This is a genomic window from Bacillus glycinifermentans (assembly GCF_001042475.2).
Classification (GTDB): Bacteria; Bacillota; Bacilli; order Bacillales; family Bacillaceae; genus Bacillus; species Bacillus glycinifermentans.
Genome location: NZ_LECW02000082.1, coordinates 57,637 through 79,299 on the forward strand (window position 1 = coordinate 57,637; position 21,663 = coordinate 79,299).

General features: G+C 36.1%; 29 protein-coding genes. 27 read left to right on the forward strand and 2 right to left on the reverse strand.

What is annotated here, in order from left to right; all coding sequences use genetic code 11:
* The first annotated feature begins 54 nt into the window (after window positions 1–54).
* From AB447_RS24565 to AB447_RS24590, 6 genes are all read left to right on the forward strand, one after another.
* Window positions 55–321: a hypothetical protein gene (locus AB447_RS24565; RefSeq protein ID WP_048356195.1), complete on the forward strand. Its 267-nt coding sequence runs from the start codon at window positions 55–57 to the stop codon at window positions 319–321.
* A 271-nt stretch (window positions 322–592) separates the two neighbouring features.
* The gene (locus tag AB447_RS24570) at window positions 593–925 is read left to right on the forward strand and encodes a YolD-like family protein (RefSeq protein WP_048356196.1); all 333 of its coding nucleotides are present in this window, start codon (window positions 593–595) and stop codon (window positions 923–925) included.
* A gap of 244 nt (window positions 926–1,169) precedes the next feature.
* Window positions 1,170–1,619, forward strand: a complete 450-nt coding sequence (locus tag AB447_RS24575) for a JAB domain-containing protein (protein ID WP_048356197.1) — start codon at window positions 1,170–1,172, stop codon at window positions 1,617–1,619.
* 255 nt (window positions 1,620–1,874) lie between these two features.
* Window positions 1,875–2,264 (forward strand): DUF6075 family protein, encoded by a 390-nt coding sequence (locus AB447_RS24580; RefSeq protein ID WP_048356198.1) that lies wholly within the window; start codon window positions 1,875–1,877, stop codon window positions 2,262–2,264.
* A gap of 34 nt (window positions 2,265–2,298) precedes the next feature.
* Window positions 2,299–2,973 carry a hypothetical protein gene (locus tag AB447_RS24585; RefSeq protein WP_057957795.1) on the forward strand — a complete coding sequence of 225 codons (675 nt, stop codon included), beginning with the start codon at window positions 2,299–2,301 and terminating at the stop codon, window positions 2,971–2,973.
* A 1,185-nt stretch (window positions 2,974–4,158) separates the two neighbouring features.
* Window positions 4,159–5,142, forward strand: a complete 984-nt coding sequence (locus AB447_RS24590; protein WP_048354555.1) for a DNA adenine methylase — start codon at window positions 4,159–4,161, stop codon at window positions 5,140–5,142.
* Between the two features lie 217 nt (window positions 5,143–5,359).
* Here the strand turns inward: AB447_RS24590 and AB447_RS24595 are convergent, their stop codons facing one another.
* Window positions 5,360–5,695: a YolC/YozM family protein gene (locus AB447_RS24595; protein ID WP_048354554.1), complete on the reverse strand. Its 336-nt coding sequence runs from the start codon at window positions 5,693–5,695 to the stop codon at window positions 5,360–5,362.
* A 102-nt stretch (window positions 5,696–5,797) separates the two neighbouring features.
* Complete coding sequence (locus AB447_RS24600; protein ID WP_048354553.1) at window positions 5,798–6,430, reverse strand: hypothetical protein; 633 nt, start codon at window positions 6,428–6,430, stop codon at window positions 5,798–5,800.
* 920 nt (window positions 6,431–7,350) lie between these two features.
* Between AB447_RS24600 and AB447_RS24605 the strand changes: the two genes are divergently transcribed.
* The 21 genes from AB447_RS24605 to AB447_RS24690 all read left to right on the forward strand — a co-directional run bounded on the left by AB447_RS24605 (window position 7,351) and on the right by AB447_RS24690 (window position 21,660).
* Window positions 7,351–7,563 carry a hypothetical protein gene (locus AB447_RS24605; protein WP_048354552.1) on the forward strand — a complete coding sequence of 71 codons (213 nt, stop codon included), beginning with the start codon at window positions 7,351–7,353 and terminating at the stop codon, window positions 7,561–7,563.
* 310 nt (window positions 7,564–7,873) lie between these two features.
* Window positions 7,874–8,269 carry a hypothetical protein gene (locus AB447_RS24610; RefSeq protein WP_048354551.1) on the forward strand — a complete coding sequence of 132 codons (396 nt, stop codon included), beginning with the start codon at window positions 7,874–7,876 and terminating at the stop codon, window positions 8,267–8,269.
* A gap of 147 nt (window positions 8,270–8,416) precedes the next feature.
* Window positions 8,417–10,066 carry a hypothetical protein gene (locus tag AB447_RS24615; protein ID WP_156416024.1) on the forward strand — a complete coding sequence of 550 codons (1,650 nt, stop codon included), beginning with the start codon at window positions 8,417–8,419 and terminating at the stop codon, window positions 10,064–10,066.
* A gap of 6 nt (window positions 10,067–10,072) precedes the next feature.
* Entirely contained in the window at window positions 10,073–10,243 is a 171-nt protein-coding gene (locus AB447_RS26045) for a hypothetical protein (RefSeq protein ID WP_156416025.1), read from the forward strand.
* A gap of 247 nt (window positions 10,244–10,490) precedes the next feature.
* On the forward strand, window positions 10,491–11,726 hold the full coding sequence (locus AB447_RS24620) for a DUF5068 domain-containing protein (protein ID WP_048354549.1): 1,236 nt from the start codon (window positions 10,491–10,493) through the stop codon (window positions 11,724–11,726).
* Window positions 11,727–11,977: 251 nt separating this feature from the next.
* Window positions 11,978–12,148 carry a hypothetical protein gene (locus tag AB447_RS26050; RefSeq protein ID WP_156416026.1) on the forward strand — a complete coding sequence of 57 codons (171 nt, stop codon included), beginning with the start codon at window positions 11,978–11,980 and terminating at the stop codon, window positions 12,146–12,148.
* 180 nt (window positions 12,149–12,328) lie between these two features.
* A complete protein-coding gene (locus tag AB447_RS24625; RefSeq protein WP_048354548.1) occupies window positions 12,329–12,535 on the forward strand; it encodes a hypothetical protein in 207 nt (68 codons plus the stop codon).
* A 78-nt stretch (window positions 12,536–12,613) separates the two neighbouring features.
* Window positions 12,614–13,042: a hypothetical protein gene (locus AB447_RS24630; RefSeq protein WP_048354547.1), complete on the forward strand. Its 429-nt coding sequence runs from the start codon at window positions 12,614–12,616 to the stop codon at window positions 13,040–13,042.
* Window positions 13,043–13,156: 114 nt separating this feature from the next.
* Window positions 13,157–13,408, forward strand: a complete 252-nt coding sequence (locus tag AB447_RS24635) for a hypothetical protein (protein WP_048354546.1) — start codon at window positions 13,157–13,159, stop codon at window positions 13,406–13,408.
* A gap of 106 nt (window positions 13,409–13,514) precedes the next feature.
* Window positions 13,515–13,805 carry a hypothetical protein gene (locus tag AB447_RS24640; RefSeq protein WP_048354545.1) on the forward strand — a complete coding sequence of 97 codons (291 nt, stop codon included), beginning with the start codon at window positions 13,515–13,517 and terminating at the stop codon, window positions 13,803–13,805.
* Window positions 13,806–14,051: 246 nt separating this feature from the next.
* Window positions 14,052–14,228: a hypothetical protein gene (locus tag AB447_RS26450; protein ID WP_172796397.1), complete on the forward strand. Its 177-nt coding sequence runs from the start codon at window positions 14,052–14,054 to the stop codon at window positions 14,226–14,228.
* 117 nt (window positions 14,229–14,345) lie between these two features.
* Window positions 14,346–14,591, forward strand: a complete 246-nt coding sequence (locus tag AB447_RS24645; protein WP_048354544.1) for an ASCH/PUA domain-containing protein — start codon at window positions 14,346–14,348, stop codon at window positions 14,589–14,591.
* 928 nt (window positions 14,592–15,519) lie between these two features.
* Entirely contained in the window at window positions 15,520–15,744 is a 225-nt protein-coding gene (locus AB447_RS24655) for a hypothetical protein (RefSeq protein ID WP_048353712.1), read from the forward strand.
* Between the two features lie 661 nt (window positions 15,745–16,405).
* A complete protein-coding gene (locus AB447_RS24660; RefSeq protein ID WP_048353713.1) occupies window positions 16,406–16,648 on the forward strand; it encodes a hypothetical protein in 243 nt (80 codons plus the stop codon).
* An 85-nt stretch (window positions 16,649–16,733) separates the two neighbouring features.
* Entirely contained in the window at window positions 16,734–16,898 is a 165-nt protein-coding gene (locus AB447_RS27350; protein ID WP_082634710.1) for a DNA translocase FtsK, read from the forward strand.
* A 92-nt stretch (window positions 16,899–16,990) separates the two neighbouring features.
* Complete coding sequence (locus AB447_RS26055) at window positions 16,991–17,161, forward strand: hypothetical protein (RefSeq protein WP_156416027.1); 171 nt, start codon at window positions 16,991–16,993, stop codon at window positions 17,159–17,161.
* A 296-nt stretch (window positions 17,162–17,457) separates the two neighbouring features.
* Window positions 17,458–17,724: a hypothetical protein gene (locus tag AB447_RS24670; protein ID WP_048353715.1), complete on the forward strand. Its 267-nt coding sequence runs from the start codon at window positions 17,458–17,460 to the stop codon at window positions 17,722–17,724.
* A gap of 25 nt (window positions 17,725–17,749) precedes the next feature.
* A complete protein-coding gene (locus tag AB447_RS24675; RefSeq protein ID WP_048353716.1) occupies window positions 17,750–18,073 on the forward strand; it encodes a hypothetical protein in 324 nt (107 codons plus the stop codon).
* Between the two features lie 459 nt (window positions 18,074–18,532).
* On the forward strand, window positions 18,533–19,192 hold the full coding sequence (locus AB447_RS24680; protein ID WP_048353717.1) for an AIM24 family protein: 660 nt from the start codon (window positions 18,533–18,535) through the stop codon (window positions 19,190–19,192).
* Between the two features lie 12 nt (window positions 19,193–19,204).
* On the forward strand, window positions 19,205–19,846 hold the full coding sequence (locus tag AB447_RS24685) for a hypothetical protein (RefSeq protein ID WP_048353718.1): 642 nt from the start codon (window positions 19,205–19,207) through the stop codon (window positions 19,844–19,846).
* Window positions 19,847–20,001: 155 nt separating this feature from the next.
* A complete protein-coding gene (locus AB447_RS24690; protein WP_057957796.1) occupies window positions 20,002–21,660 on the forward strand; it encodes a coiled-coil domain-containing protein in 1,659 nt (552 codons plus the stop codon).
* Window positions 21,661–21,663: the final 3 nt, after the last annotated feature.

Sequence of the window (21,663 nt, forward strand, 5' to 3'; positions counted from 1 at the left end):
AGGTTTGAGATTTAAAATGAATAAGGATTGATAAACGAAAGGGGAGAACGAACAATGGGAATAAGATTAGAAGTGGAGTTTGATGATACTTTTTCCTATCGTGAAGAAATCGGTTTTGATCTTCCGGATGGGATGACAAAAGATGAATTTGAAAAACTCTTAGATAAAGCTAAAAGAGAAAACCCCGATTATATTTCTAAAGATCTTGCGTCAATAATGGAGCGTAAACACGGGGTTAAACTGATTTGGAAAGGTCAAAATTTCCCTGAGCAAAGCGAATCTAGCGAATGTGAAGTTTTAAATGTTTGTGAAAACCGATAAATTGCATTTTTGTAGTGAGTTAAGAAGCCGCCAATCATGATGGCTTCTTTTTAACTTTATCGCTATGGTTTTTAATAGTGATAAGCTTAACTACTGGATTTACCAACGATAGGGAGTATGTGAGCCGGGTTGCTGAGAGGGGGCTGACATGATTCAATGGAGTATTTACCATCTTTTTTACGAGAAGGATCTGTCCATCGTAAAAGCCGCCTGTCTTCGAATTGAAAACGAACATACGTTCCTGTAAAATGAAGAAAAGGAGTTGTGAAAAATGGATAAAGTCTTGTTGGGAAATCCTTGGAGTAAAAAATTTATCTTGCCGGATCATAGATTAGCTCTTAAACAATTAGCGGAAGAGAGACAAAAAGTTAAAAAAGCGTCTCTTGATGAACAGCAAATTGAAGAAATGGAGATGACGGTTGCTCAATCAATGGAGGGTGGGAATACATTGTTATTTGAAATTTATGATGAAGGTTATATTAGAGAATGTGTAGGATCAGTTCATTATATTGATCATATAAGAAAAGAGTTCAGGATGAAAGATGAAAATGGAGGAAATCATTATATTAAATTTGAAAATATAATGAATATCAAAAACATCTAAAAGCGATCATTACTATATGAAGAACGCAACAGAGCAGATCGAAACAGGGGGGGTGATCCCCCTTATTTTAATGGATTTTATTGACCAAAAGTATAAAAATAAATATAATAATACTTTAATTTATCGGTGAGTTTTGTTATAATTAAATTAAAGAAAGGGGGAAATAACATAAAGATCATCTGGCAAATTTGAACTGTCAGGAACAAGCGTAGCATCAAAACTTCACACAAAAGGAGACACATAAATGAAACCGATTTTTGAAATTGTCAGTATCAAACAAGAAATAAAGCAATCAGATTTAAAAGGGGCATTTGATCGCATTGCCGATCCGGACATCCTTGCTGAAATTGTCAAACACTATATCAGAGATGAAGATCGAGAAATTTTTTTAGTTCTGATATTCAATATTAAGATGCGCTTAACGGCTATTCATCGTTGTAGTATAGGTGCAATAGATGAGGCAATTGTAACACCGAGAGAAGTGTTCAAATCAGCTATTTTAAATAATGCGGCGGCTATCGCAGTAGCGCACAATCATCCTAGTTCAGATCCTACTGAAAGCAAGAAAGATATTGAAACAACGAAGCGGCTTCACAGGGCAGGAGATATTCTCGGAATTAGATTACTGGATCATATCATAGTAGCCGCAAATACCGACGAATACGTTAGCTTCAAAGAGAAAGGAATCATCTAAGTGGAGGGGGGATGCCCCCCTTCATCAAAAGAATTTTGGGAACGAATAGACACATGTGTTTATTTTGTGATCCTTGAAATTTTAATAATAAAGGTTTGGAAGTGGGGGTAATATCCTGTATAATTTGTATTGTACCTTTGTTTTGTGTGAACAATGGTTGCTGCGCTTAACAACCCCGACTGATCATCGGGGTTGTTTTTTTATCCTGTAAATACAAATAATTATTTTTCAACCAATATAAAGGAGATGTATTAAGTGAAATTTCAATATCTGAATTTTGATCATGAACAGGATTATCTAGAAATGAGAAGGAATATGCCTGAACATTATCGGTTTAACAAAGAGTTTCTTTCTGTTATCTTCTTGATGGCTGGGAATGAAGAATTAAACCGGAAAATTGAACCTTATTTCGATGTGAATAAAGGTGAGTTTGATACATTGGAAATGTTTGAGGAACAGGACTTCTCATCCGGTTTAAGGGTATTAGCGCTGTTAGCAGTCAACCTCTTTAATGCAAACGAAAAAGTCGATCCCCTGCAACTAATGAGTCTGGATGATGTTAATTTCAAATTGGCTATGAATGCAATTATTTTGAGAAGACATGGAATGTCTACGGAATATCGAATCAATGCAGAGGATTTTTGAGCAGAATTTAAAAATACCTGAAAGGTGGATGCTGATGGTTGAGGAAGATTGGTTATATGTTCAGGATCCATATCTTGATCATTTGATTTTTGGAAGCGATCAGAAAAATATTAGGGACTATTTCGAATATATAACCTCTTGGGTGGATAATCATTTGGTTGATGAACAAGAAGCTAAATTCTTGTTAACGGAAATGGTACAAGATCTTTTTGATATCCAAAAGGATGTATCGTTTGGATATCGACCAAACGTTATAACAAAAATAAAGCAAAAACAAGGATTCTCACTAATCCAGCAGGCAATGAAAGCGGAGATTATGCGCCTGTACTATGAAACTCAGCATAAACTTAAAAATGAAAACGATGGACAGACAATATTGCTTTACAGAGGTCTTAGTCTCCATGAACTTGACCCTTTTTATAAAAATCCTTCAATTCTCAAGACAAATACTTTGGTGTCTTTTACGACAGATGAAACTAAATACAAAAGAGAAGTTCAGGTTTCTGTTGAAGTACCGATCAAAAATGTTCTGTTTTATCAAAATTTGTGTCCCTTTAGCGAGAGGGAAGAATGTAGGTGTAGGTTGGGGTTGCACATCGAAAATGAGGTTATTGTAATGAATGGTATTCATTCTTTCGACATTAAAGAAGTAACACGTTTAGATTCCCGCTCCAAAGAGCGAAGAGAAGCGGAAGCGCGTTACTTATGATTACACTTTTTCGAAATGTGTGATGTGTTCAACGAACAATCTTATTCAATCCAGAAGAGCCGCTTTGATTTCTGGATTTTTTTTGTTAAAATGAGGGTGTAGGGGAATGTTGCACTGCAACTTTGAGATGTAGTTGGAGTGTGTTGATTTCCTTGCAATGCCTTTGCTTAAGAAATTTGGATTTAAAAAAGGAACTTGGGGTAGGAGCCAAGTTCCTTTTTCTGTTTGGGACGAATATAGATAAGGAACAGGGGATAAACTTTATAAGGGGATAATTCGTGTTTGTCCCGGTTAGTAGCGGCTCAGTTAAACAATCAATACACTTTGAGGGTATAGTAGGAGACTCGAAATGTATCCGGTATTAACCAAACATCTGAATTATCCGTTAGTAAACGTTAAACTGTGACGATTAGAGCGCTGTTTTCGATCATTGATCATCCGAGAACAATGATGAAAGCAGGTAGAGGAGAAGCCGAATAGAGGTACCTATACGATTCAGCCAATCCCACAGGTTCTTTATTCGGTTCGCTCTTGTCTCTTGTTCTTGCCGTTGGAGTTCCTGTTTCTTCATCTACAACGCCTCACTTTAAACGAAATTTGGATGTGAGCCGCACATGTAGATTGTTTAACAGTAACATTATAGCAATTCTTCCTGTATCTGTGGATGAAAATCTAGGTTATACCTAAAATTAGGATTTACGAAGACCTTTAAAGAGAGCGGCTGTCAAACCGCTCTCTTTTTGTTGATTTCATTGTAATTCAGGAAATTTAATTGACTAAAAGTATATGAATTGATATAATAAATTAACAAAAATAAGGAAGGTAAAACCATTTGAAACTCTAGAGAAAACTGTTAATAAGATAACCAGTCTTAGGCTTTATCTGTTTGAAAAAATAACTGTGAAGGACATAAAGTGATGGAAATAACATTAAAAAGCGATATCAGTGGTAGAGTAAAAATCATATACTGCACGTCAGTTGTTGAATTTCTTTGATGAAGAAGCGCTTGTTATAGATATGTCTATGTGTGACGTCAGCCTGTAGGTGAAACTTATGTAGTGGAATGTAATTGCAGTGATGAATGGGAGGATTACACTTTTAAAAAAAAAAAAGAGTCTCGATCCTTCGTTTAAGCGGGATGTGTGGAGATCAATCACAAATTTACAGAAGATAGGGGGGTATACAGTGTTAATATGTGAATTCTGTGGAGCAAGTGGTACAGAAGAAGATGATGATTTTCAATTAGATTCTAATGGTTTCGGGTTCTGGTGTGAGGATTGTGATGGGTTTACATACTTTGACCAAATCAAGAATAGACACCGCTTCACCTTAATCTTAGAAAAAAAGGAGCATACAAACGAACCTTTAGTCATTACTGATCAAAAATTTAATAAACGCTTATCTCCTTACAGATATCCGGGAGGAAAATCTAAGATTGTTCAATATCTTTATTCGCATCTTCAAATTCAAAATTCAAAAACGAAAAAACTGATATCCCCATTCGCAGGTGGAGCCAGTTTTGAATTGGCTATGCTTCATGCAGGGGTAATTGAAGAATTACACCTCAATGATTTAGACTTAGGTGTCTTCGCATTGTGGTGGACAATCAAATACATGCCTTTTGAGATAATTGAGAGAATCCGGACAATCACACCGAATCATCAGGATTATTTCAAAGCTCAATCAATTATAAAAAATGATTATCTAGGGGTTGACTTAATAGAAGCGGCATGGTCTTCTTTATTAGTCAACAGATTAGCATACAGCGGGATTGTAAAAGCAAATCCGCTCGGTGGGAAAAACGGGGGTTTGGAAAAATTGTTATCTCGTTGGAACCCGAAGGAACTCATCCGAAAAATCGAATATATCCACTCTGTGAGTGACCGAATAGAAGTGACTCAAGAAAATGCTATCGATTTGATTGAAGAAGCTTATTGGCAGGATGAAGCCACAATTTTTATCGATCCTCCTTATGTGCAAAAAGGTAAAGACCTATATCATTGTTTTTATACAGAAAAAGATCATCGAGAACTATCTTTCTTATTGGATTCTCTTCATTATGGTTGTCCGGGGGCAGATATAATCGTAACCTATGATTATAACAAATGGCTGAACGGTCTATATGAATACCCGAAAGTTGAAGTCATAGGAAGGATTTATTCTGCTTAACTATATCGTAGAGGTGTATCAAAAATTTAATGACAGTTGGGTTAAAGTATCATCAGTAAAGTCTGATATGATTGACAGAATCAAGATGTGTAGCGAAAACAATGAGGAATTCAAGATAAAGGCAAAGGATCGGCATTTTATCCGATCCTTCGATCTCTAAAGATTAAAAGGTCGAAAATGAAAAAGCAGGCTAAGCGGCCTGCTTTTCTTGATTTTTTTAATTCCTCTTTTGTTTGCGATCCTCAAAGACTTCTTTTTCTAAAGCGTCAATGTCTCTTTTAATGATCTCAATGTCGTATTTTTCTTTTGCTTCCGGAGGTAAGTTCTGATCTAAGTATTCTTGAAGCTTTTCTTCGCTTTTGGTTTTATCCATGCCGATTGATATAATTGGCTCTGTTTCTCCGATCATATAACTAACTAAACCAAACTTCCCCCATGCGCTATCAAGTACTTCTTCAGTTGTTTTGTGATTTGAATCAACTGCATGAGTAGCCGTATTAAACAGTAACAAGAAAGGGGTTAAAATCAACAATCCAATTAGTTTTTTCTTCATAATTCCCTCCCTTTATTGAAGTTGAATTCTTTCAAAACAAACACAGAACTTAAACTATGTTGTACAGTTTATAATCTCAAAAAAGAAGTTTTTTTAAAAGGATCAATCGTACCATAAAGATGTTTTCTTTATATAAACGGTTGTATTGGTGTTTTTATTCTCAAATTGGATTCGATACTTCTTCCCTTTTTTTAAGGAGAAATTCATATGCATTTCTCCTTTCCATCCACCCGGTAAAGATATCTTTTGAGCCTGTTTCCCGGCTCCCCCATTTTTATCATATTTAGCAATTATATAAAATGGTTTAGCTGTACCTTTAGGCGTCACTAAAATTGTAGCTGGATCTTTAAAAGCTTTACCATATGTTCCGCCGCCAAGATAGATATTATAACTAAAGCTAAAGCTACCCGTATTATATTTCTTGTAACCAGCTAACATGAATGGATGATCTTCGATTTCTGATGAGGTGGATACTTGAGGTTGATCTAGTGTGAGTTTAATCATGTCTTTTAATTCTTCTAAAGTATAAGGGTGAATTTCATTCCCGTTTTCGTCATAATATTTAATCTGTTTTGCAATCTCTTCTTTTTTAGCCTTAAGCTTATCTTGTGAAAGAATTTTTGTTTCGGTTGGAGACGCTGTCATTTTTTCTGCCGCTTCTGCTTTAATTCCCCCGCTGAACCCTAAAAGACTGATACAAAGCACAACAACCAGTGACAACAACTTTGCTTTCATCAAACATCAGCTCCTTTATGTTTTTTCATAAGTAAACATAGCATAAAATCGCTGTAAAAAGATTTCCTTAGAATTAAATAGGAATTTGATTATCTAATAATTCCTTTATTATCAAGGTGAAAAAGAATTAAATTTATTTTCGAACTGTTAAAAAGTATATATAAAAATATAATCAAAATAAAAATTATGATGTGGGATAAGAATTTAAGACTTGGATGATCCCTGTGACCGGTGGGGCGGGCGGTGTTGGGGAAAGTGTAAATTGGGAGTATACAGGGCGTGTTTGTATTAAATGCGGCGGGTCTGGAAGAATGAGAAGCACAGAAAATTGTATACCCCAGAATATCAAGAGAAACTAGAAGGTGTCGAGTTCTAAGTTAATAGTGAAGTGAGACGTCAAGGATTCTTGAAAGGAGCGGCAGATCCGCAAAAATAACAGTGGAAATCTGAATATCTCTGTTCATAGTGTCAAAGAAAGAAAAATAGACCTCCCTTGAGCCTGGAAAACTTAAAGGGATAGGTCTATTTAAAACACCTCTCTGAGTAAGCCTTTGGTGGGATGCTTTTTGTACACTGACTCCGACTGTCCTACCAGTCGGGTCTCTTTTAGTTAACATCATGACCTATCCCTTGAGCTTCTAAACTTAAAGGGAGAGGTTTATCATCAAGATCCTATGAGCAAGCCCCTCGAGGCCGCTTTGTACTCTTGACTCGACTGTTGGCGCATAAGTTCATTTTAACATTATTAGTAATGGCTTACAAGCTGATTTATCCAGTGTCCAATGGAGAAAGTATTGAAGAGGAGAAGTGATGTAGCAAACTGCTTCTTTCGGTTTTCTTTTGACAAAAAATATTTAAATCAATATAATTAATTATGGGAACGAACTTTATTTTTATACTTACAAAAAGGGGAAATAATAATGTTTATTAAGGATAAAAATGCTTCTGAAGGCTTTATTCATGTTTGCGAAAACAAAACTGAAAAATTTATGAGATCGCAAAAAATTGAAATCTTAAAACATGATATTAGTGTTCATATAATGGTGAGGGATGAAAAAGGCAGAGCGGATTTACAACATATAAAGTTTTGTCCATTCTGCGGATGCAATCTTGATGAAGATGAAGAAAAATAAAAAATGCCGGATTTGAGTTAACTGGAAAAGAAGGGGGAACTTTAAAAGAGCGGGACATACCGTTCTTTTTGTTTATAAAAGGAGATAGACAGTTTATCTTGAAGTTAAATTGACAAAAAGTATATATATTATTATAATTAACCGAGATCACACGAAAAAATTGGGATAAAAAAGGTGATGTAAAGAATCCGTCAAGTCCAAGTACTGCCGGAGGAGGACGTGACGGCGGCTCAAAAAAGTGCATTAAGCCGCAAGAGTTTCCCCGTTTTTGGGGGAAGGTTTCAACGAAAAAAGGAGGATAGAGGAGAATATGATTCAGGACTTCACAATAACAAAGATCATCAAAGGAATTTTGCAAGAAAATAGAATCGACTGTGATGTTGAAAATGGAGCTGATGTCCTTAACTCTTGTATGGCCTACAGACCTTTTGAAAATAAAATTGTGTTTAATAATCATAAACTTAATGCAACACATCACAGAAGTTTTAAAGATATGGACGTAGTGGATTTTGTTAGGATTATAGCTTATCACGAAATAGGGCATATCATTGACTTTAGAACAAACAGTGACTTAACAAGAAGTCGGGTGTGTTTTGAGAAAAGCGCTTGGGATGAGGGGTTAAAATTAATACCGAGTGAATTAAAAGATGGCTACATTCAAGTCAGAGAAAAACATATGGAAAAGATCAATCTAAGCATGGGATAGAGGTGACTTTACATTGACAGCATCATCAAGAAGAAAAGAACATTCATGATCTTAAAAGAATGGGGAGTATAGCAGTGACTGAAAAAATAATCAATTTGGTTGTTTAAAGTTTCAGAACTTAAAAATATCCTCAACTCTGAGTATGTCATGTCAGCAAAACAGGAATTCAAGAATTTATTAAAAGAGGCCCTTTCTCATTATGGCATCGAGGAAAGTGTATATGATTCAATGGTTGCGAACGAATCTTACCTCTCAGAACTGCGATACAGCTCATTCAATGCTATTCAGGACTTAGAGGTTGTTCAATTCGCTCAGGGATCACCAATCGCCAATAAACCGAGAATATACAAAGATGTTTTTATATTTAAAGACATAAACACATTGCTCAGATGGATGATGTCGGTTGATTCAGGTATTGTGGTTGCTATGATTCAAGACACGAAGGATTTATCTAATTCATATTTTGTCTTTGCGGTGAGAAATGGAGGGACACTATCGATCTTGACTGATCGTGAAAAATTAAGTCACCCGCTCCAAATGGAAACATCCAGAAGCAGAATGAGAGGAAGAGCCTTTTACCAGAGGATTGAATCGTATCACTTTCCTTACTCCATCATGGATATTGACTTTGGAGACAATAACAGAGCTTATATTTCATCATCTGATACAGCTCTTATTTCTAAAGAGGAAGGAATCCCTATTAGAGCAATTAAGGATTTAGAACATGATGAGATTGTATGGCTTATCATGATGTTTAGTTTATTGGAGGATAAATTCTTCAAAGAAAACTATAAAACTCCATCACTCTCATATACGGCTCAAATGATGGCAGAAGCGGATTTTTTGTTGAATGAAGCAAAGGGACATGAAGTGGCCGTTACAGAATATAAATCGTTAACAGTTCCTAAGATTACATCCGAAGATATGAAGACAAAGAATTTAAAGGACACATTCGACTTTGAACCAACAGGACAGCATGATTGGATGATTGAACGCTATAATGTTCCGGAAGAAGCGTTTGATGTTGTCAAGAACACAGATCATTCAATTTTGTTGACAGGCAAAACCACTCAGGCGGAGGATACTCTTTCTTTGAAAAAAATGAATACGTCTAGCTTTGGGAGTCCTGAACAGTTGCAAAAAGACCGCCTTTATTTAGCTCGTTATAATCAAGCGATAGTCATTAACAAAAAAGCAGAGCAAGAATTTTACAAGAGAAAAGAAGAGGTAAAAGAGTGGTATATAGGGGCGATTAGAAAGAATCTGCCGAATCTTTTAGAAGCAATGGCTAGAGGGAAATTTGTTGTGAGCAAAGACAAAGAAGAAGCAAGGGTTAAATTGCCGGGTGGCTTTGAACAACTAAAAACAAATGGGAACATAATGAAAGTGTCTTTACTTGAAGAATATTCTACTACTTATCGGACTCCATTCTGTGAAGTATACGGAAACGGTACGGAAATATATCGTAGTAAATACACTTGTGTTATGAATGATTCAACTGCATCGATAATAGGTAATTTCCATCCAAGGACAGCTAATCAACTGGCCGAGTTATGTGGTTGTAAAAAAGAAGAACTACATGAATTGCTTTTGCATTGGAAGGCTGAGAAAAGGAGTCCGGGAAACAGCATCATTAACAATGTTGACCCGATGGATTGGGCTATCAAAGACCCGTGGGAAGGTTTACGTATGGATGTCCGCATCTATGTTAGCAAAAGGGCATTTAACCAATTGTGTAAACAATATAATACCGGGAACGAAAGGTTTTGGCTTTCAAAAAATGATGAGAGCGAGTAGATGTGAATGTATAAAGATTATGTAACTGAAATTTTTCAAAAACAATATGATGGTTTTCGAAATTTACAACGAGAAAATCTAACCGATGAGGAAAAACTAAAAGAATATTCTATAAGAGCCAATACTGTGTGGAATTTAGCTCAACAATTAGGTTTGCCCTTAGAAAATAAGGAATGACTAAGTATGGATGAAGCGGAGAGGGACTTTATATAGAGTCGATCTCCGCTTCTTTTAAGATATATATTTACTAAAAGTATAAATTGATATATCATAAAATAGGAAAAATGATTGGTGGAGTGGACTATTGGAACTAAAGGATTAACTTGGCCATCTTAAATCGGTGTTGAAAGTGACTATCACCCAAGAAATCTTCGCTTCTCAAAAGTGACAAGTAGTTCGCCCAAATAAATGATGAGGTGTGAGTATGAAGAAAACAAAAATTTTATCGACAAGTGCAATAGCGGCTATGTTGTTACTTTCTGCATGTGGGAAGGGTGAACAATCTTCTGAAACGAAGAACAAACAAGAGTCTAGCCCTAAGACCGCAGAAACAAGCGGAAAACAAACAAGTGAGAAAGAAGAGACTAAAGAAACCAAAAGTAGCGGCGGAATTTTGAATCCAAATATTGCAAAAGAAACAGAAGGTAAAGTGAAAGTTGTTTACACAAACGAGAAACCGAATTATGTTAACGATATGGACGGTTTTAAAGTTAGTGTTGACGAGTATCAGATTGTAAAAGTAACAGACATGAATAGTGATTATCACATTGAATTTGACGATCAGAACGAAGGATATGTCATCACAGCAAAGGTCACAATTGATAATACAACAAATAAAGCTATGTATTATACGAATAACTTCTCGATACAGCTCGAAAATGATCTGAATTACATACCTGCTGAAAGGACATTTGTTAGAGATGAATATCCAAAATCGAAAAAAGAAACAGAAACATCAAAATGGGCCGCAGGAGAAAAGGTTTCAGGTTTAGTTTCTTTCACCTTAACCGATGAACAATTCGACTCTTTAAAAAAGGTAAAACCTAAGTTTATTATCGGTGGCGGAGCGGCTGATAATAGCAAGTTCTCAGGAAGTAATCATAAGAAGGGCATCTTTGATTTCGTGTACAGTGATAAGCAAGAAGCACAGGCTAAAAGCGAGTCTAAGTTATTCCCTGACAAATTGACAACGGACAACCTAGCTAATAAGAAAATGATTTTTGAAAAGCAAGGGATTGATGAGACTAAGCAGTTAGGTGATGTGAAGGTTACCCTTGAAGGAGTTCAGTATACAGAAGTGATTCCTACAAAGGCAAATAAAGAGCGTTTCAGTAATTTTGGAGATAACGGCATTGTTGCAGTGACAGTGAAATTAAAGCTTGATAACCAAACCGACGATCCAATCAGTATATGGAATATTGGTTCTAAGCTGGCTATTGATAAGAACCGTGGTCATATAATAGCTCAGACTATGGCTGAACCTACAGAACCAAAGGATATTAAAGCGGGAAAACAGGGAGAAAAATATCACGTTTTCATGTTTAGAAAAGATGATTTTGAAACCATCAAGAAGTTCGATTTGGAATTCGGGCCAATCTACGGCGATGATGGTAATGGACTGTTTAAAAATAAAACAGTTACCTTCTCTTTACCGAGATAAGAAAGCATAAAAATAAAATGTAGAGAAGCGGAGTGAGGCTTTTAAAAAGAGTCAATCTCCGCTTCTTTTTTTGTTTAATAAAGGAGTGTTGACAAAAAGTATAAACATGGATATAATTAATTTAAAACAAAAGGAGGTGATTTCACAAGGAAGGTTGTTTTCGTGAACTTTATTGTTTTAAAAAAATGGATTATAATCCCCGAGTAAATCAACAAAAGAATTAAAAAGAAAAATAGAAAGAGGAGAGCGAAATGTATAAAGTTATTAATGAGAAAAGCATTTATTATGGTTATGTAGGAACGGTTGCTTATGAAACAAGCGAATCTGTATGGATTCAATTGGTTAAAGACCGATTAGGGAATCGTTGTTATGAGGGAAGAGTAAATTTTCCGAAAAAAGATTTAGAAAAAATTGATGCTTAATTTCTTTAAAAATTGTACAGAGGAACAACACCAATCGAGTTAGAAAATGCACTATTAAGGCAGTAACATAATAAACAGGGTCTAAAGTGAGCGGGGCTAAATTGAATGTCCCACCCCTGTTTATTTTTTGCGCAAAAGTACACATTGTAATTTAATAAAATGAAAATAAGGTGATGTTAAATGGACGAGAAATATATAAACGAATGTACAAATAATTGGGAATTAGAAGATTCATCGGGTGATTTGGAATTATACTCTTTCTTTGACCGTGTAAATTGGAAACAAAGGTATGCTATAAAGCGTAGTGGGAGCGTAGTCTATGATTTTGATAATGAACAGCATGGGAATAATTTAGACTTCTTCAAAGCAGTATGTATGTGTGTTTGAGGGAAGCTGAATGGAATGCTCAGCTCCATGCTGTTATATTAATGGTATTAATCAGTGTGAATGATTGGAGGGGAAACTATGGCAAAGTACTTCCGCATCAGCCGAGACATTGATAAAGATATAAAAATCTTTGTTCCTCGAAGCGTATCTCAGTTTAGCGGCTCGATTTTAGGTGAAGATACAAGCACTAAAAGGGTGAGTATCTGTGAGAATATACACGAATGTCTAAATGGATTAAGCTATTCGCATGACGAAGAAGCATATGACAAAGTGAGCGGCCGATTTAGACTGTTGAAAGTATATGAATTTGAATTAGATCCCGGTGATGTAGTCCCTTATACAGATTTGACAGGTAAAGTTCCGGATGCATTGCAAACAAAAGAGTGTTGGAGTATTAAGGAAATAGAACCCGTCAATTCATATATAATTGAACTAACATATTTCCATGTTGAAGACAAGTATCCTTATTTGATTAGAGATGTAGAGTATGAGATTTTAAATGAATAAGCAATTTAGATAACGAAGCGAAGCATCTTAAAAGAGAGAAGGTGCTACTTTTTTACTTTTCTCTTGACGGAAAGTATATAATATGTAATAATAAAATAAAAAGAGGTGGTTATAATGTTTGTGGTTAAAACTCTTTATGATCTAGAAAATTGCGGGATTGGATCGGATGTTGAATTGTTTGAAGGTTTAACAAGCGCCAACAACCATGCTTCAAAAGAAAAGGAGGAACATTTGAAGGAATGGTATAAACCAAAGGACGAAGTGGAGGTTATAGAAGACAGCCAGAATGGTTTATATTCATGCGTAATTCAAGAGGACAATAACTTTTGGAGTGTGACTGTGGAGGAAAAGATTTTCCATAAATAATTATATTTTTTTAACATGAAATTTACTAAAAGTATAAACACAAATATAACAATTTAAGAACAAAAGCCTAATTAGTGCTTGTTCTAGAGAAGGAAGGGGCCTGAACATGCAACAACAGTTTTTAAACGGGTTTACATTAGATAAAAAGGGAATGACAAGGGAAGAATTTAATGAAAAATTTGTTTTGGTAATCCCCGCAATCATTTATCAAGATGCAGTGCTTGGAGATCCAAATAATGAATTTGTAGACGATATTGTGTATACAGATGAAGATGAACATATTAGGAATACAGGTTTTTTTGTGTACTGCCCAGAGAGAGGGACTCGTATATACCAAAGCGATAATGGCACTAGCATTGCTGATGAAATTAAAAGAGTTTTTCGGATTGTAGATTAAAAACACTGACTTATGAGTCGTTCTTGTATTGATTCCCGCTTCCTTTCAAGCGGGAATCAATATGACTTCCGCTTTGCTAAGTATTGGACACATTGTTGAATTGTCTCTAGACAACTTATCAAGACAGATTTTAGAAAAGGGTTATGTTCCAGTTGGTAAAGCGGAGATATTGTTCTAATCCAGTTATAGCTTTGTAAAACAATCGGTAACGCAAGGGTTGTATAGCAAGTCGGAGAGGATGAAAAGATGAAAACTGAAAACTTCGAGCAAGTGCCTTACACAATAGAAATTGATTGGGAGGGTGGTGCAGTTTGGCTTAATCTCCATCATTCAAAAGAGAAGATAATTGTGTCTGAAAAGGAGTCAAAGTCTATATTGGATGCTTTTTCGCTAATAAACGCAAAAAAGAAAGGCGTTATTTAGTATGAGAATGTGACCACTATTCAGATGAAGAAGAAATGCGAGCATTGAGTATACGACTGGATTAAAAAGATATGGCGAATAGTTCGAAAAAGTGGCCGAAACCAGAAGGGTGAGGAAATGGAAAGACAAAAGCATAAGCTGAAAATCTTGCCGGAATACTTTGAGGCTGTTTGTACTGGTGTGAAAAATTTCGAGATAAGAAGAAACGACCGGAACTATCAAGTTGGTGATCTTCTAGAGCTTAACGAGTATATCCCTGAGAAAGCTGAATTTACAGGGCGAGTCGTTGTAAGAGAAGTAACATACATAACCGACTACGCACAGCAAGAAAATTATGTAGTCATGTCTATTGATATTGCTTAGACTAGGACGACAAGAAAAGATGAAAGGATGGAATTTGTAATGGAGAAAACAATCGAAAAACTAAAACAACAGGCGCGGGATTCCTGGGATGGAAAAGTAGGGGAGGAACGAGCGGAAAAGGCAAACTGGCTAACGCCAGTGGGATTCTTGAATGACTAAGCGTTCTCAGTCCATTTCTGTTTTGAACAGCCTTCAAGATTGCGGTGTGTCATCACCACTCCCACGACGACCATATAGGTTCGTGGGCTACGGCACTATGACCATGCCGTACAGATGGTTTCGTTCTAACCGACTTTATTAATCATCAAGAGCAAACTCAAAAGCTTAAGGGCTTAGTTCCTACAGTTCCTTTTTCATCTAGTCTAATTGAAAGCGGAGTAATACCAGAGGGAGGAAAAACTGTTTTTTCTGAATTGACTAAAAGTATATAATTATATATAATTAAACTACACTATCTGAATAGGATTGGAGAGGAAATGTTAAAGTTTGCTGAAAAGGTCAAATTGGTGTCGGGAAATCACATAGGACATAGTAGAGAAGGATAATGAAATGCCCGGCCACTTTAAAGTGCTTCTTGAAGAATAACTTAAAAATCGATTACAGACGGCGTGAGAAACCCTGCTTACACCATTGTCATATATCTTTTATCGGGGATAATGTGAAAGACTTGAAGCTCATTAAAGAAAACGTTGATAAAGAAGAAGTGACAGAATACTTACAGGAAGAAGGGAATTAATCATGACGACAAATCTCAATCAAATTCAAAAGAAAGAAGAATTCGCTAAAGTTGTTAATCCGTATTGCAATACCCAGGAAGAAGAATAAAGGATGAAAGAATTTGAAGAAGTACAGCACCCTTCGTTTCGATCAAAAAGTATAATATAAATTATAATTAATTATGAAATAAAGCATTGTGGAGGGATAGGAATTGAGTGAAATAAAGATCATCTCTATTCCGCATAGAGATGCAAATGGTTTTTTGATAGGTTTCAAGAGGGTTAATGCGTTGTGGAATTGTCCTACTTGTGGTGAAGCGATGGGAGAACCTAAACTCACAAGTCATGCAGAAGATGGTTACTCTGGGTCGGTTCATATCTGGACAAACCCCTGCGGCCATGTAGTCCACTATAAAGATTTGAAAACACTGGTTTAAAGGAACTTTTCATTTGGGGTGGGAATATGAGAGAAGATATTTACTATTGCTATTGTTGCAATACGTTTCGTGACAGCGATCATAATAAAGTAAGTCAAAAATATTGTATGAAATGCAATAAAAAAACCGCATATAAGGCGAGGAAAATTCAATACCAAGATGTTTACGGCCAGTTTTGTCCGAAGTGCTATGCGGAAATAAAAGGTTTGGTTTAAAAACTTTACGGTAAGGAGGGGCAAGTCATGAATGATCCCGGTGCGGCAAAGAATATTATGCGAACCCAAAATATGAATTTATTGGGTTTGAAATAGAAAATTTGCGAAGGGTACGGTGAACTAGAAAGCGATTGTTATTGCGAGGTGGAGGGGGAATGAGTGTGAACAAAGAAGAATTGCATGGATATTTTTGTGGAGAGTGTGAATCATGGACATATATCGAAACAGTTGAACATTCAATTGATGTTCACTGTGCATAATGTGATATTCAAGATGTTGCAATAACTTCAGATGACTAGGGTATCCGTCACCACACGGATACCCATAACACTTACACCTGAAACCAACCAATAAGAGGTTTCAAAATTAAAAATAATTGAACAGGGAAAAAGTAGATGCCAACACAAAACGGCTTGCGATTTGCGATATAGCGAAAGGAGAAATATATGGCTGAAAAAGAATTGAAATGGTCAAACGGGGTTGAATGGGGAGAAATTGAGCATCCCGTATTAGGCATGATTATGACTTATTTTAAAAGTGGGACACCTTGTTACGACTCATATTCAGCACCAAGAGTAAGCGAAGATGGAGGTATTTATTGTGAACGTTTTTGTCATGATGATGGAGTTTGGAAAGATACAATTTGGATTGGCGAGCATGAAGGTGAGGAAGAAATAGCATTTGGTTAATGTCGTATTACGCCAAAACAGCGGCCGAGACGGAAAGGTGAGGGAATTGGCATGTACAAGCTTAAACGAAAGGTGTGCGATAAAAATGGATAGACCAACATACGAAGAGGTCGAAAACTGGGTTATGCAAAATCCTACGGGTGATTACAGTATGTCTATCGCAACTATACAGCGTAGGTTTCGCATCGGGTACCAAAGAGCTGCGATGTTCATGGAACGGCTGGAGAAGAACGGTATCGTAGGTCCGTAGAATGGTGTTCCGGGTAATCCACGCCGAATAAATAAAGAAAACCGAAGAAATCTAGTAACAAAAGCGGCCGTAGACGGGAAGGTGAGGAAAAAATGAATTTAAAAGAAGCGAAAGAAATTATTCAAGCTGGTTTTGCTTGGGCGAACTGGACAGAGGAACAGAAAGAAGCTATGAAACTAGCCATTGATTGTATAGATAAACAAATGAAATCTGAAAACTTCAAACAAGTACCTTATACGAAAGTAATTCAGTTGAAAGGGTGAATTTCTTTGAGTGAGAAAGTAATAACCTGCGAAGACTGCGGGAAGGAAGTTGTGCTGGACAATTCTTGGGCTAATCAATGTAGTTGTGGAACAGAGTATAACGGTTTTGGTCAGAAGTTAGCACCAAGAAGTGAATGGGGATAGGAAACAGGTGAGACATTTTAGAGACTCCTAGGTTTTAAGGAGTCTTTTTTTAAAAGAAAAGACTTACGAAAAATCAAATTCAAAAATGATAATATTAAAATTTAAGCGAGAATGTTTGTATAATCAAAATTTATGACGATAAGGAGATTGAGATGCAGAAATTGTTCATTGATCTTAAAACCAAAGAAATAATGGGTATAGCTTTAATAAAGTCTAAAGAAGAAAATGGAGATACGTTGAAGTTAATTTCTGTTACCCAATGTAAGGAAGTTGATATGGGGAATGTATTTTGCTTAACAGGATTTGTTGGTGATACTCCTTTTAAAAGTAAATTAACAAGAAAGAAGTATTTTGAAGGGGATCCTTACAAATTAAGGGATATGGATTTTCAAATGATTTTAAATAAGTTAAAAAAATGAATATTACAAAGGGAAGGTGTTTATCGTGGCGAGACTGACGCATTATCAAAGGGCATTTAATGAAATTATGAGAATAAGCCGAGATTTTGATGCGGTGGCAGTGGGCGAAGCAATTAAAGAAGATAGGTTGAGGAATCCCCATTTTAACAAAGAAGAGTATACCGATATTGCGTTATCCAACCTCCTTCAAGAGGTCAAGCGTGAGCTCGAAGTTATTTTGCCTATAGATGGTGAAGAAAATGCGAGATCATCATTAACGGATCGTGAGGTCAAAAAGGCAAAGGAGCGATTAAGCAAGTTTTATAAAAAATATAGCCGGTTATTAGAAAACCAAAATGTCTGCTGTTAACACAATAGACTATGAGTAAGCTTCTGATACTAAATATCAAATTAAATTAATGATTTATCATCGTGAAAACTTCACAGAAAACAAATTATGTGTTAAAATAAACCCAACATTTTATAAAAGGATAGCCGAATAAACAATGCCCGTTTACGTCTATCCTTTTATTTTTATGGCAAGAGAGTGTGTTCGAAGTGGTTTAACACTTTGAACACACTCTTTTTTTGTTTGAATTTATTAAATCCGATTCTCATGTTGACTAAAAGTATATAAAATAATATGATGAATTATATAAAGTGATTATTTATTTCGGAGGTGTTATAACCTGCTTATTTAATTTTATACGGAACAAAAAATGCTATTTATTATTGAGAATAAAGGATTTTGGGGGATTCTTTAAGAAAATCTTTTCTCATTTCATTATTTGTATTTGGTCAATCATCAGAAAGAAAGGGGGATAATTTTGTGATAAAGCCAAGGCAAGATCGAGATCGTTACTTGTGTTGTGAAGGGAGCGGAGTCTTCTTTGCGAAAAAAGGTTCTATAGTAGCCATGAAGCCTGGTAACACAAAAATCGAAGGAAGTATTTTTGGAGCTACTGAAGGGAGCTTGATTTCTAATGCGTTTAAAAATAAAAAGCGAGAAATCATGGGAACTAAAATAGATTTAATGAAAGTAGAGATGACAAATGATTCGGTTTTGCTTGCGGATGAGGCCCGTTATGTGTCTGGAGTAAATTTGCAAGTAAACGAAATGCTAAGCATCCTGAATATTGATAATTTATTGGCTTACTATAATTGCGAGCTTGATGCGAGGGGGAGGAGCATGACAGAAACAGTTATTGGAGAAGATGGTTTTTTCAAGACTGTTTTAACCGGAAGAGGAAACGGATCATGGGTTGCACTTCTTTCAAAAGGAAATCCTTATAGTATGATGGCGCCAATCATTGTTGATCCTGATGCTGTAGTGGCTTGGAAAGGCAATGAAAACCCTCGATTAGTAACAAGCCATAATACTATGGTGGGTTGGTTGAAAAAAGGCGTTGGAAAAGGATCTGGTGAAAGTTACTTCTTGCGTTTCGATTCCCCGCAGACTCAAATAATTATCCAGCCATATGAGGTTTAATAGGGGGAGAATATGTTAAGTTCAATACTTATTATTTTAGCAACCTTACTTATTGTCGGTGGTTTAATATTCTTTATTGTTTTGAAGTTATTCTCGGGAGCGGTCTCAGGTATATTTGAAATCTTTCGAGGAAGAAACCGAGACGAAAACCGCTCCGCACAGAATGATAACAATTCTTCTCCGAGACTAATAAGACGAGGGATAGGACTTGTTGTGCTTGTACTGTTTGCAGTATTTCTTTATAAAGCATTTGTAAGTCCGGATAGCGGGATGTCTGTCTTGAATATAAGATTGCAAGACAAAATACAGAACAGCTATAAAGAGTCTCTTCAATTACATCAGGAGGGAACTAACTACAGTTTCACTCGTTATGGAACAGAAGGTGTATTTGCCAATATGAAGTATGATACGGCTTTTCAAAATGATCATTTAGGAGCGGAAGGTTACATTTTAAAAATAGATTATGAAGATGCAAGTAAATCAGATAAAGAGAAGTTATTTGATTTATTGGCAAAAGACCGAACCATGTTCCCTGAATGGGTTGAAGATGAGCTGAAAAAGAACATGGTCGGGTCTAGAGTAGAAGGGGATGAGGAATTGTATTCAAGCAAGAATGGTTTTGAATTTTATAAATATGACAAAAAAGGAAAATGATTTATAAAATAAATTTGCAAAACGGAAAAAAAGTTATATAATTAATCTTGAATTGATGATGGATAACAACTAAACGTTGCCTTAGCGTTGATAAAGGAGGAATACGCTGTTGTTTAAGGTGTGCTATATCATAGTGTCGCAATAGCGTTGAGAAAATGTCTGACGAAAAGAAACCGCTGAATAATAATAAAACAAAATTGCTTATAGGTGGAGCGGTAACTGCTACGGTATTACTTGGGGGAGTTGCTGGGGCGTTTTATCTAAATGGAAGTTTTAATAACAATGCTAAAAGTAAACCAGCAATCTCTCAGAATGTTAATAAAGAAGCAGAAGCAACGCCTTACGAAGAAACAGAACAAAATAAGGATAAGGATGCAAGTAAAGAGCGAGATGAAGCGATTGAAAAAGCTATAAACGGTGAAAATGATTACGGGCAAATTGCTAAAGATATTGAAAATCAAAGCAACACAATCAGTGATAGCGAGCGGATTGTGGCGAGCTACACAAATAAGTCGGAAGATGATTCAATCCTAGACTCTGCTGATAATACGCCCGTTGGAGATAAACAGCTTCTTGCTGTTTTGGGTGGAGACAAAGACAGATCTGGTAAGTTGTTAGCAAGTGCGGATAAAAAGGATGTAAAAGTGATTCCTGCTGTGAACAAACCTCACGATAACAGTGATAATGACGGCGGTGGAACTAACCCAACAAACCCAACGGATCCGGGCAATGGTGGTGGAACTAATCCTACGAATCCGACAGATCCAGAAAATCCAATTGACATCATTGTGAAAGAAAAACTTAATGAAGCCACAGAAAAACAAAACTTGGCAAATTCAAAGCTTGAAGAGGCTGAACAAATCAAAGAAGACTTGAGTGAAAAAGTTAATGCAAGCAAAGAGGAACAAGAGAAAGCCGCTAAGGAAATTTCCGACAAATTAAATGAGTATGATCAGCTTGTCGAAAAAGCTAACAGCGCTTATGAAATTGCAAATATCATTTATGGATACAGCAAAGAAAGACCTCTAACAATTGCTGAGCAGTCCTCGTATGCAGAAGCGATCAAGAGGTTCAAAGAGTCTACTCAAGCCGCTAATGAAACGTTATCGGAGTTGAAGAACAAAAAAGATAACTTAAAACAATTGAACGAGAAAATTGGTGCTCAGATTGATGAGCGTACTCAATCATTAACTGAGACCAAAGAGAAGATCGATCAAGCTAATGATGATGCTCAAAAAGCTATCGATGCGGCAAAAGAAAAAGATACTGACAAAAAATACTCTGATGAAATTGAAAAAGCTGAAAAAGTAAATGCGGGCAACAAAGAAAAAGCGCAAGAGGTCGCAAAAGATATCGAACAATCAAAACAGGACAAAGTAGATGCAGATAAAAAAGCACAAGAGATTGAAAATGCAACAGACAATGGGATTAAGGAGCGGGAAGAGTCTCATAAGGATTTAGAAGAGAAACAGAAGGTTATTGATACAATGCCTGATGAGCTCCCGAATGACTTTAATAAAGATCCGAAGATCGAAAGTCAACAGGAACAGCCTGCAACATCAACTAAGGTATCTGCTCAAGAGAAACTAAAAACAACTACTGTAAATGCTGACCAGAAAGATGAGGTTCAGCCTGTTGCATCGACTAAAGAAAACGTTGCGGAAAACAACGTGACCAAAACAACTGCTGACAATACAACAGACGAAACTAACGCCAAAGAAGAAACGAAAGTCACCAAACAACAAGTTGATCAAAACAAAACTGAACAACCATCTGATGTTGAGGTGAAAACAATTGATCAAAACAAAAACTGATAA